We start from the raw sequence: 10,607 nt of genomic DNA, 5'->3' as shown, positions 1-10,607 counted from the left end.
GATGACCGAGGCACACCCGATGGCGGAGACAGCCGGCCGGCCCGAGGCACGCACCCTGGCCGAGGCGTACGCCTTCGTCGAACTGAGCCTGCCACCCGGCGAAGAATGGGTGGATTTCGCCCGGTTCACCAGCCTGCACCGTTCCGGTGATACCTACCTGCTCCGCTTCGACGGTCCCTACCAGGGCAGGCAGCACACCATCGACGTGGTCGTACCGGTGCCTGACGCCAGCGCGTGGGACGAGTCGCGGTTGTCGTACGGCGAGGGGCGGTCGACCCTGATCGACGCCGGCCAGTGGTGCCTGCTGGAGCTGTCCAGCGCCGAGTTGGCCCGCGCCGGGCTGGCCCAGCTCGACGGCGCGCCGCCGGACGACGAGACGTACCGGGCGATCCACGGCGCCTGGGACGCAGCGCGGGCGGCGGCGGACGAGGTGGCAAAGTTTCTGCCGGCACCGGCAGACGGATCACCACCCTCGTCCGTCGACGGAGCGCCGGAGGACGACGTGGTGCCGGCGACGGCGTGCTGGACCACGTTGGGGCAGCGGCTCCGGGCCGACCGGCCGGAGCTGTTCCGCCGGGCCCGGCTCGACGCGGCCCGGGCTGACTACCAGCGCCGGCTGGCCGACTTCGTCACCCGCTACGACCTGCCCGACCCGCTAACGGAGCCACCCGGACCGGTCACCCGCCAGGACCCGCCCGGACCGGTCACCCGCCAGGACCCGCCCGGACCGGTAACCCGCCAGGACTCGCCCGGACCGGCGGGCGGCCTGCCGGCCGGGTCCGTGCCTACAGTGGAGGCGACCGGTTCGGTGCCGGCCGGAGCACCGGCAGCGGAGGCCGTGATTCCGGTGCGTACCTTCGCCGAGGCACACCTCTATCTCGACCTGCACCCGTGCGTGTGCGGGTCTGCGCTCTTCCCCCGGGGCCAGCTCGACGTCGTCCGGAGCGACGACGAGGAACTACTGGTCCGCTACGCGGGACCGTGTGACGGATGTGGCCGGCACCGCGAGTTCGCTCTGCGGTTGCCCCAGCGGCCGGGTGTGCCGCCGGAGTCGCCGTACCAGTTCAGCTACCCGGAAGACGGGCCGTCCGAGGCGATCGACGCCGGACAGTGGCTGGGCGTCGCCGAGGGCTACCAGATGCTGCTGGACAGCCTCGGCATCCCAGCCGGCTCGGACGAGCCGGGCGAACGGGACGAGCGAGGCGAGCGGGACGAGCCGGGCGCGGACTGGTCCGGTCCTGGCTCCGGTGCCGGCGACGAGGCCGATCCATCGTGGCCGGTGGACCAGGAGGAGATCGTACGGCTGCTCGTCGGCGCCGCGAGCGCGATCGACGAGGCGTTGAGGTTTCTCCCGCCCGGCGGCGCCGCCGTCCCGGCCAGCGCGATCTGGACGGCGGGCGGGCGGGAGCACCACCAGCGCCGGCCGGACCAGTTCGTCCGGGACCGGCTGACCGCCGACCGCGACCGGCACCGGCGGCGGCTGGCCGGCTTCCTGGCCCGTTATGGTCGTTGACATGCCGCCGCTCGCGCACAGCGCGCCCGCCGACGACGAGCCGCGATTCGCCGCCGTCCGGTTCGACCGGGACCGGGCGGGCCGGCCGGTGCCGCCGGCGCGGCGACTGGAGTACGCCGAACGGGCGGCGGTGGTCGCGTACCTCCGGGAGTCGCCCGTCGTGGTCGCGAACTGGGGCTACGATCCGGACCCGCTCGATCCGGAGCACACCGAGGTGGTGCCGGCGCACCTGCACACCGACGGCCGCTGGGTGTGGCCGGAGTCGCTGGCCTACTTCGCCGAGCGGTACGGCGTGCCGCCCGAGCCCGAACTCCTCGCGCACATCGAGGAACGGCGCTACGAGTGGCCAGCCGAGGTGGACGACGAGATCCTGGACCGGATCGGCCGGCTGCTGCGCGAGGGCCGTACGCCCCGGTCTGGCTGAACCCGCGCGGAGTCGGCGGCGGCCGGGTCAGGCCGCCTGGATGACCAGGGCGAGGTCTTCCAGGGTGATGAGTTGCAGTTCCTCGGCGTTCGGTACCCGCCGCAACTGGCGCAGCCGCTGGGCCTGCGCCTTGCGCATGCCCTCGAAGAGCTTGCGCGCGTCCCGGGCGTTGCCGAAGTCCTTGTCCTTGCGGACCGTCTGGAAGTGCGACCGGGCCGCGACCACGACCTCCGGGGCCAGCGCGTACTCGTGGTTCTCGGCCATCCTGGTGAGGATTTCGGCGAGCTCGACGGCGGTGTAGTTCTCGAACTCGATCGTCCGGCTGAACCGCGAGGCGAGCCCGGGATTGGCGGCCAGGAAGCCGAGCATCTCGTCGGTGTAGCCGGCGACGATCACCACGATCTCGTGGCGGTGGTCCTCCATCAGTTTGACCAGCGTGTCGATCGCTTCTTGCCCGAAGTCACCGCCGGAACCGAAGGAGCGGGAGAGCGTGTACGCCTCGTCGATGAAGAGTACGCCGCCCAGCGCCGCCTCGAACGCGGCCGAGGTCTTCTCGGCGGTGTGGCCCAGGTACTGGCCGACCAGGTCCCGGCGGCTGACCTCGCGGAACCCGCCCTTCGGCAGTACGCCGAGCGCGGCGAGGAGCTGGCCGTAGATGCGGGCGACGGTGGTCTTGCCGGTGCCGGGCGCACCGGCGAAGATCAGGTGGTTGCTGCTCGGCGTGACGGAGAGCCCGCCACTGCGCCGCCACTCGTTGACCTGGATCTCGTCGATGATCGCCCGCACCTCGGCCTTGACCCCGGGCAGTCCCACCAGCCGATCCAGTTCACCGGTGAGTTCCTCGATCCGCCGGGGATCGCTTCGGGTCGTCGGGGCCTCGCCCGCGCCGACCGAGCGGGGCAGGCCGCGTTCGCTGGTGGTCACCTGGGCGGTCGCGCCCGGACTGAGCTGGATGCCGGGGGCGGCGGTCCGTTCGGTGTGGCAGTCTTCGATCAGTCCACCGCAGCCGGGACCGACCGTGATGCCCAGGCCCCGCACATCGTGTACCCGGCAGCGCCGCAGCGTCGGTGAACTCTCCTGGGCGACCGCGATGCCCAGCCCGGAACTGGCCACCTCGCAGTTCTCCAGCAGCGGGCGGGAGTAGTCGTAGACGTAGATGCCGCGGTAGCCGCACTCGGCGACCGTACAGTTGCGGATGGTCGGGTCGGCGGAGCGGATGAGCAGGCCGTCCTCCACCACGTTGGTGATCTCGCAGCCGACCGCCGTGCCGGCGCAGGTGTCCCAGAGGATGCCCCGTTGCGCGCCGGTGACGCGTACCCGGGTGAACTCGAACTCGCTGCGCGGACCCACCTGGATCGCGACCGCCCGACCGGCGGAGACCTCGGTGTCGACCACCCGGACCATACCGCCGAAGACTGCCAGGGCGGGGGCGTCTGCCGAGGCGAGGACGAGTTCGCGCAGTTCGACGGTGGCGTCCCGGCACTCCACGACGGGTTCGTCGGCCCGGCGGGCGCGGATGGTCACCGACCCGGGCTCACCGGTGACGCCGATGACCACGTTCGCCCGCTCGATGCGCAGGTGCTCCAGATATTCCCCGGGGGTCACCAGGATCGTGGCGCCGTCCGGCGCCCCGTCGAGTGCGTCCGCGATGGTGGGGTACGCGTCAGACTGGGTGGCCGAGACGAGCAGGGTGTGCGTCATCGCTCCGTGGGGGGATCAGGAACCGGACGGGGGCAGGGGACCGGCGGCGGGTCGATGCAGCCGATGCTGACCTTATCGCACCGGAACCCGGTCCAGACCACGCTGGCGGCCGGGCCGGAGCCCAGCGCGGCGGCGATGGGGGTGACGTGGTCCTAATCAGGTTCAGCGCGGCGGGGCATTCACGTTAGGGTCGGAAGGTCATCCACTCGTTACACCCGCGACCCGAGGGGGTTCACGCCTGTGACCGCGCTGCGTCAGTACCTCGGAGTGTGGCGAATTCCGGGTGCGCCGATGCTGTTGATCGCCGGCATCGTCGGCCGGCTCGGCATCGGCATGACCCCGCTGGCGCTGCTGATGGTCGTCGAGCAGGTCACCGACCGGTACGCGCTGGCCGCCGTGGCCGGCGGGGTGTACGCGCTCGCCGGTGCCGCGCTCAGCCCGGTCGCCGGCCGGATCGCCGACCGGGTCGGGCCGAGCCCGGTGCTGCTGGTCACCGCTGTGGCGCACCCGGTGGCCCTGGTCGGGCTGCTGCTCGCCAGCCGCGCCGGCTCGGACGCGCTGGCCCTGATCTTCACCGCCTCGGCGGTGGCCGGCGCGACGTACCCACCGTTGAGCGCCGCCATCCGGGGCGCCTGGAACGACCTCACCGACCCCGCCTCCGGCCGGTACGCCCTGCGCAACACCGCGCTCGCCGCCGAGACCACACTCTTCGAGGTGGTATTCGTAGTCGGCCCGCTGCTGGTCGCGGCCTTCGTGCTGCTGGCCGACGCGGCCGCCGCGCTGCTCGGAGCCGCCGTGGTGACCCTGGTCGGCACCGGCATCGTGGCGCTCGGCCGGGTGATGCGCGGCTGGCGGCCCCACCCCCGGGGCAGTCACGCCAAGGGTCTCGGCCCGCTCCGGGTCGGTGGCTTCCCGGCGCTGCTGTTCTGCGTGGCCGGCCTCGGGATCGCGTTCGGTGCCGCCGGGGTGGCCGTGCCGGCGTACGCCTCCGCGCACGACCCGGTCAACGCGGAGAGCGTGGCCGGGGTACTGCTGGCGACGTGGGGGACGGGAAGCGCGCTCGGCGGCCTCTGGTTCGGCACCCGCAAGCCGGCCCGGAACGCCGCGCGCCAGTTCGGGCAGCTCCTCGGCCTGCTCGCGGCGACCTTCGTGGTCTTCGCGGTGATGCCCGGCCCGATCGCGCTCGGTGTCGCACTGGTGGTCGGCGGGGCCACCATCGCCCCCGCGCTGACCCTGGAGAACACCATGGTCGGCCGGATCTCCCCGGCGAGCATGCTGAACGAGTCGTACACCTGGGTGGTGACCGTGGCGGTGGGCGCCAGCGCGGCCGGCGGCGCGGTGGCCGGGGTACTGGCCGACCAGGTCGGCGTACCGTGGGCCTTCATCTTCGCCGGTGCGGCGGTGGCGGCCGCCGCGGTGGTCGCGGCGCTACCCACCGGCTCGATCGCCCGCGCCGAAGCCCAAGCCGAGGTACGCCTGGAGCAGGCGCTCGCCACCGAAGGCTGAGGAGGCCCCGCGCTGCGAGGCAGCCGGGTTCGCCGCGCGTGTCGCCGACCGGGCCTTGGGCGGCCTCCAGTCAGCGGCTGCCGCCCCGGACGTCCGGCAGGAGGTCGTCGGCGACGATGCGTACCGGATTCGGTCCGGATCCTCCGGCCCTCCGCCGTCCCGAAAGATGCCGCCCTACGCCGGATCGCCGGCATGGCCCCGGGCCAGCACTCCCGGGCCATGATCACGGCTGGCCTGCCAAGGACGGCGCCGGGCGGCCGATGCGGGCGGCGGCGGTGGGTGGCTTGCCGACACGAGTTGGTCCCGATCCGTGCCCGCGATCTTGGCGAGGTGCTTCGCCCTGGTCACTGGCACAGATCGGGCAGGTGTCACCGGTAGTTGGTGAACTGGAGGGCGACGCCGAAGTCCTCGCTCTTGAGCAGGGAGATCACCGTCTGGAGGTCGTCCTTCTTCTTGCCGGTCACCCGGAGTTGGTCACCCTGGATCTGCGCCTGTACGCCCTTCGGCCCCTCGTCGCGGATCTTCTTGCTGATCGCCTTGGCCTTGTCCGAGTCGATGCCCTGAATGATCTTGCAGTCGATCTTGTGGACCTTGCCCGACGGGCGCGCCTCACCGGCGTCCAGGGACTTCAGCGAGATGTTCCGCTTGACCAGCTTCTCCTTGAAGACCTCCAGGGCCGCCTTGACCCGCTCCTCTGTCTCGGCCTGGAGGCTGACCCCCTCCTCGCCAGACCACGAGATGTCGGCGCCGGTACCCCGGAAGTCGAAGCGGGTGGAGAGCTCCTTCTCGGTCTGCCGGAGGGCGTTGTCGATCTCCTGCCGGTCGACCTTGCTGACGATGTCGAACGACGGGTTGGCTGCCATGATTCCGCTCCTGCTGTGGACGACGTGAAGATGTACGGGCCCGCCGGGCGGCGGTACGACATGCCGACGGTACCCGCTTGCACGGTTGCCCGATGCAACCGCTATCCTTGCTTCCGCTGCCGCGTTACGCGTGGCGGCACGCCCTGGCGGGTTGCCCGAGCGGCCAATGGGAGCGGACTGTAAATCCGTCGCGAAAGCTACAGAGGTTCGAATCCTCTACCCGCCACCAGGTGCAAAAACGGCCCTTGACCAGCCAAAACGCCGGTCAAGGGCCGCTCTCGTCTGTCCAGGCATCAACGGCACTGTCTGGGCGTCAGCGGACACCCACGGAGAATGCGTGGAGAAAGTTAGGCCGTTGAACGCGGCGGCCTCCCTCTGGCTGAACGCTGGCGTCCCGCCGACCGAGGTCGCTCGGCGCCGGGCACGGCGTCGCCGTCCTGCTACGCGTCTCGTGAACTGCATCGACGGGGGAGAGGACACCGTCAACGACAAAGAAGCCGCTCGCCGCCCAGGGCCGTCCGCGACTGGCAGACAGGGGCGTGCCGCGTCACGTCGTTCCTTCAGGGCCGAAGAGCAGGATCAGGACGAGGGCGAGGATGTTGCATAGCCCGAAACAGATCAACATTCCGCCGACCCAGCCGCCGCGCATCGACGTACCTTCGATATAGGCAAGGGTGGGCTTTTTGGGGTCGTACAGAACTGTGACCGGGCTTCCCTCACGCAGGCGCCGCCGCCCGATGTCGCCGCCCTTGGTCGTGATCTCGCGCCCGCTTTGGGTGATGAACTCGACGGTCGCGTCCCGGATGTGGTTCCCGTTCTCTGCAAAGATGACGTTGAGCTTGGTGATCCGCCCGGAGACGCGCACCACGCGGGCACGGAACAGCCAGGATCTGACCAGCAGAACGATCCCGGCCAAGATGAGGCAGACCCCGAGGACCACCAAGAATGACAGCTCGTCCACAGAACCTCCCGGTCGCCAGCACGGCCCATCGACCGGACCGTTCGCGGCAGGCTACAGGGACCCTGCGAACTCCGGGATGCCGAGATCGTCTCCTGAACTCGCCTGACAGGTCCCGATCAGGGCACTCCGCAGTCGGCAAACCTTCCCGAACCGCACGGCCTTCTACCCACCCATCAACGCAGCGTGACCGTTGGTGGCCAGGCAACTCCCTCACCACGTGGCCGTCAGTGGGGGTCCCAACTGGCCGCTAACATCTGTCGGCGGATCGTGGGCGGCACGATGTCAGGTGAGCAGCAGGATAGATGAAACAGCAGATCAGCCTGTGATCGGCGCAAGATCGTTGGCTCTCTGCAAATCCGTCGCGAGAGCTACAGAGGTTCGAATCCTCTACCCGCCACACGGTGCGATAAAGCCCCTGAGCAGCACAAACGCTGTCAGGGCCTCCTTCGTCCTGTCTCTCGGTGTCTCGCCGGATTGCGCTGGCACTCGGCGTTCGGGGGCATGTCGGGGGAAGATCAACGAGGGTCGGCGGCGGGTCCTGGGGGAGTCGAGAGCAGGTTTCCGAGGCGTCTTGGGAGTGGCCCGTGAGCGAGTCGGACGAGTTGACGTTGAAGATCATGCGTCACCTGGAGATCGACTGGCAGTACATCGCGCATGCGGAGCCGCGGGATACCGAGCGGATCGCGCTGGTCCGGTCTGCGGGTCGCAAGGCAGGACGTCAGCTTGGCTGGAAGATCGCCACGATGCAGACGAACCCTGCCAGGCGCGAAGACGGGCGCGTCGTGGTGGCCGTCACCGTACGCGAGACTCCGAACGCCGAGGATGATGCCCGAATGAGTGAGCGGTCGAGGCTATTGATCGACCAGGCACTGAACCTTTTCAACCTCCCCTTGCGGTCCGTCGGAGGGCGAGGTCCGACGCGGTGTGTGAGCGCCGCGCGGTTCAGGTTGAAAAGGTTCACTGAAGGGGATCGGCTGAGCTGACTCGTGCCGTCAGTTTGAAGGTCGTGTCCGGCTGCCCGGGTCTGTCCGTTGTGCCTGGTCGGCGGGGAGGGGGTAGCGGTGCCCGGTCCTGCCCGCTGGTGACCACTTCAGGACCATGTGATGTCACCGTTGCGGTCGACGAAACGCCCGGATCCGTGTCCCGGCCCTTCGGTGGCAAGGGCGACGATGGCGTTGGTGCCTTCGGTGACAGTCTGAGGGCCGGTGTGCCCGTTGAGATCGGTCGCTGTGTAACCGGGGTCCACCGCGTTGATCCGGAGGTCCGTCAGCGCCTTGGCGTACTGGGTCGTCAGCATGGTGAGCGCCGCTTTGGAGGACGTGTAGGCGGGGGCGATCACCCGGGACTCGGGTCGCGACGGATCGTGCGTGGCGGCGAGAGATCCCATAGAGCTGCTGACGTTGATGATGACCGGGTCGGCCGAGCGTCGTAGGAGCGGGAGGAACGCGGTAGTGGTTCGCACCACGCCGACGAGATTGATGTCCAGAACGTTCAGGACGTCGGCGCCGGTCAAACCGCTTGGGTCGCCGTGCGGGCCGTGAACGCCAGCGTTGTTGACCAACACGTCGATCAACCCTTCGTGTTGCTCGACGTCAGCGGCCGCCGCCGCGACCGACTCGTCGTCGGTGACGTCGATCCGGACGAAGCGGGCGCCAAGTTCGTCGGCTGCCGCAGCGCCGGCTTGCGCATTGCGGGCGCCCAATAGCACGGTGTGGCCCTGTTCGATGAGGCGACGGGCGGTCTCGTAGCCAAGGCCCTTGTTGGCCCCGGTGATAAACGTGATCGTCATGCGCCCATCGTTCGGCCGCGCCGCGGAGTCTGCCAGGGAGGGCGCGACAGTGGGAACAGTGCTACCACCCTCGGCAACCGGCCGCGCGAGACAATCGTCGTATGGCTGCTCACGCCACAGAGCTTGGTGCGACTCTGCGCGCTTGGCGCGACCGCGTCTCCCCAGCAGCCGTAGGGCTGCCCAGTGGGCGCGCGCGCCGAGTGACGGGGCTGCGCCGGGAGGAGCTTGCCGAGCTCGCCGGGATCTCGGTCGACTACGTCGTACGCCTGGAGCAGGGACGGTTCACCACCCCCTCAGCACAGGTGGTCGCCGCACTCGCTCGTGCCCTGCAACTCCGCGACGCGGAACGCGATCATCTGTTTCGGCTGGCCCGGCTTGTCACTCCCACCGAAGCGGAGATCTCAGACCACATCCCGCCCGGCATCCACCGTGTACTCAAGCGACTCGGCGACGTCGCCGTCGCGGTCTTTGCCGGGGATTGGCAGCTTATCTGGTGGAATCGCGGCTGGGCGGCGCTTCTCGGCGACCCGTCAGCAACGCCGGCCGGGCTTCGCAACTTCGCTCGGGACAGCTTCCCGATCGACGGGGATGGCCCACGACTGTCACAGTGGCCGGTCACCTCGCTTGCGAGCGAAACGGTTGAAGCCGCCATCGTGGCTGATTTGCGCCGCGCCACCGGACGCTTCCCGAACAACAGCCGCCTGACCAACCTGATCCGGGTACTCACCACGGGCAACCAACGCTTCGCCGAGCTGTGGGCCTCTGGCTCCGTCGGTGCACACCGCGAAGACCACAAGATCGTCGAGCACCCCACGGTCGGGCCGATCGCGGTCGATTGCGATGTCCTGACCGACGGCGACGCAGAACTCAAAATCGTGATCCTTAGCGCCGCCAGCGATACCGAGGACGAGACCAAACTACGACTGGCTCTCCTGTCCGGTATCCCCGATCCCGTACCCAGCTGACGCGAACGCGTCAGCCATACCCGCGAAGCGCCAGCCGCAGCTCACCGCGACTCCGCAGGGTGGCGTCCAGATCCTCGGGCGTGTCGTACTCGTACGGCTGGTAGTCGAGGTTCTGCTGGCGTTCCTCGACGGGGTGCCGGCCGGGAGGTAGACCGTGCTGCCGAGGAGCACGGCGTCCAGTTCGGCGACGGCGAACAGCAGCGGGTGACCGTCCGACGGGAGGGGCAGGTCGGTCGTGCCTTCCGGGATGGCGGCCAGGTCGATAGTCGCGATGAGCTGATGGTCGAAGCGATACTGCCGCCCCATCGACTCGAACGAGGATTCGGGTACGGGCATGTCGAGCGGGAGCAGCAGGGGGCCGCCGAACCGGCCGGCGACCGGGCCGTCCGCGTCCGGGGACAACATCGCGGTGCGGCGGGCGGTGCGCAGCCACCGCGCCACGTCCTCAGCCGGTAGACCGCGCGCGGCCGCCGCCGCGCGAAAGCGGTCGAGCTTGTCGCGCAGGTCTTCAGGCAGCGTGTCCTCGGATTGGGCGACCAGCGCGCGGGCGGCCATCCGCACGGCGTGGTCCGGACTGTTCGTGAGTGCCGCCACGAGCTGGCCGTGCGTGTCCAGGTTTCGCGCGGCGCGCTCGAGGAAGAACTGCTTGCCCGGTGGAGTGAGCCGCTTGAACACCGCGAGGAGCAGGTCGGCGTGCTCAGCGAGGTAGGCATCGCCGTCGGGGGTGGTGATCATCCTGTTCAGGGCCGTACGCATCGGCTGACCGGCCACGGCGCTGCACGCGAGGCCGGTCAAGATCATAATCCGACCCCTCGGTCTGCGGCGATCTGCGGGAAGCGTCGCAAGCGCGCCGGCCGGTGACCGGCCCGGATCGCAGAACGTCAC

10 protein-coding genes and 1 tRNA gene are annotated in these 10,607 nt (G+C 69.8%); 6 read left to right on the top strand and 5 right to left on the bottom strand.

The window, feature by feature from the left end; genetic code table 11:
* The first annotated feature begins 1 nt into the window (after position 1).
* Both AAH979_RS13160 and AAH979_RS13155 read left to right on the top strand, forming a co-directional pair.
* Positions 2–1,513, top strand: a complete 1,512-nt coding sequence (locus tag AAH979_RS13160; RefSeq protein ID WP_346258340.1) for a hypothetical protein — start codon at positions 2–4, stop codon at positions 1,511–1,513.
* A 1-nt stretch (position 1,514) separates the two neighbouring features.
* Positions 1,515–1,937 (top strand): hypothetical protein, encoded by a 423-nt coding sequence (locus AAH979_RS13155; protein WP_346258339.1) that lies wholly within the window; start codon positions 1,515–1,517, stop codon positions 1,935–1,937.
* Between the two features lie 27 nt (positions 1,938–1,964).
* On the opposite strand, the gene AAH979_RS13150 is transcribed toward AAH979_RS13155, so the two are convergent.
* Complete coding sequence (locus AAH979_RS13150; RefSeq protein ID WP_346258338.1) at positions 1,965–3,638, bottom strand: right-handed parallel beta-helix repeat-containing protein; 1,674 nt, start codon at positions 3,636–3,638, stop codon at positions 1,965–1,967.
* 240 nt (positions 3,639–3,878) lie between these two features.
* Here AAH979_RS13150 and AAH979_RS13145 point away from each other — a divergent pair, with 240 nt between their 5' ends.
* Complete coding sequence (locus tag AAH979_RS13145; RefSeq protein ID WP_346258337.1) at positions 3,879–5,144, top strand: MFS transporter; 1,266 nt, start codon at positions 3,879–3,881, stop codon at positions 5,142–5,144.
* 368 nt (positions 5,145–5,512) lie between these two features.
* Here AAH979_RS13145 and AAH979_RS13140 read toward each other — a convergent pair whose 3' ends face one another.
* On the bottom strand, positions 5,513–6,007 hold the full coding sequence (locus AAH979_RS13140; protein ID WP_107269378.1) for a YajQ family cyclic di-GMP-binding protein: 495 nt from the start codon (positions 6,005–6,007) through the stop codon (positions 5,513–5,515).
* 145 nt (positions 6,008–6,152) lie between these two features.
* Between AAH979_RS13140 and AAH979_RS13135 the strand changes: the two genes are divergently transcribed.
* A tRNA-Tyr gene (locus AAH979_RS13135) sits at positions 6,153–6,236 on the top strand.
* A gap of 318 nt (positions 6,237–6,554) precedes the next feature.
* Here the strand turns inward: AAH979_RS13135 and AAH979_RS13130 are convergent.
* A complete protein-coding gene (locus tag AAH979_RS13130; RefSeq protein WP_346258336.1) occupies positions 6,555–6,968 on the bottom strand; it encodes a DUF3592 domain-containing protein in 414 nt (137 codons plus the stop codon).
* Between the two features lie 584 nt (positions 6,969–7,552).
* On the opposite strand from AAH979_RS13130, the gene AAH979_RS13125 reads away from it, so the two are divergent.
* On the top strand, positions 7,553–7,951 hold the full coding sequence (locus tag AAH979_RS13125; RefSeq protein ID WP_346258335.1) for a hypothetical protein: 399 nt from the start codon (positions 7,553–7,555) through the stop codon (positions 7,949–7,951).
* A gap of 107 nt (positions 7,952–8,058) precedes the next feature.
* On the opposite strand, the gene AAH979_RS13120 is transcribed toward AAH979_RS13125, so the two are convergent.
* Positions 8,059–8,757, bottom strand: a complete 699-nt coding sequence (locus AAH979_RS13120) for an SDR family NAD(P)-dependent oxidoreductase (protein ID WP_346258334.1) — start codon at positions 8,755–8,757, stop codon at positions 8,059–8,061.
* Between the two features lie 101 nt (positions 8,758–8,858).
* On the opposite strand from AAH979_RS13120, the gene AAH979_RS13115 reads away from it, so the two are divergent.
* Positions 8,859–9,722: a helix-turn-helix transcriptional regulator gene (locus AAH979_RS13115; protein ID WP_346258333.1), complete on the top strand. Its 864-nt coding sequence runs from the start codon at positions 8,859–8,861 to the stop codon at positions 9,720–9,722.
* Here AAH979_RS13115 and AAH979_RS13110 read toward each other — a convergent pair.
* Complete coding sequence (locus AAH979_RS13110) at positions 9,675–10,517, bottom strand: hypothetical protein (protein WP_346258332.1); 843 nt, start codon at positions 10,515–10,517, stop codon at positions 9,675–9,677. The two genes, AAH979_RS13115 and AAH979_RS13110, sit on opposite strands and share 48 nt — an antisense overlap.
* Positions 10,518–10,607: the final 90 nt, after the last annotated feature.

The organism is Plantactinospora sp. ZYX-F-223, assembly GCF_039649625.1.
GTDB lineage: Bacteria > Actinomycetota > Actinomycetes > Mycobacteriales > Micromonosporaceae > Plantactinospora.
This window is presented reverse-complemented; position numbering and strand designations above follow the sequence as displayed.

Excerpts from the sequence above, each read along its gene's own strand:
- AAH979_RS13115 (WP_346258333.1), top strand. The coding sequence starts at position 8,859 with ATGGCTGCTCACGCCACAGAGCTTGGTGCGACTCTGCGCGCTTGGCGC.
- AAH979_RS13155 (WP_346258339.1), top strand. The coding sequence starts at position 1,515 with ATGCCGCCGCTCGCGCACAGCGCGCCCGCCGACGACGAGCCGCGATTC.
- AAH979_RS13160 (WP_346258340.1), top strand. The coding sequence starts at position 2 with ATGACCGAGGCACACCCGATGGCGGAGACAGCCGGCCGGCCCGAGGCA.
- AAH979_RS13150 (WP_346258338.1), bottom strand. The coding sequence starts at position 3,638 with ATGACGCACACCCTGCTCGTCTCGGCCACCCAGTCTGACGCGTACCCC.
- AAH979_RS13120 (WP_346258334.1), bottom strand. The coding sequence starts at position 8,757 with ATGACGATCACGTTTATCACCGGGGCCAACAAGGGCCTTGGCTACGAG.
- AAH979_RS13140 (WP_107269378.1), bottom strand. The coding sequence starts at position 6,007 with ATGGCAGCCAACCCGTCGTTCGACATCGTCAGCAAGGTCGACCGGCAG.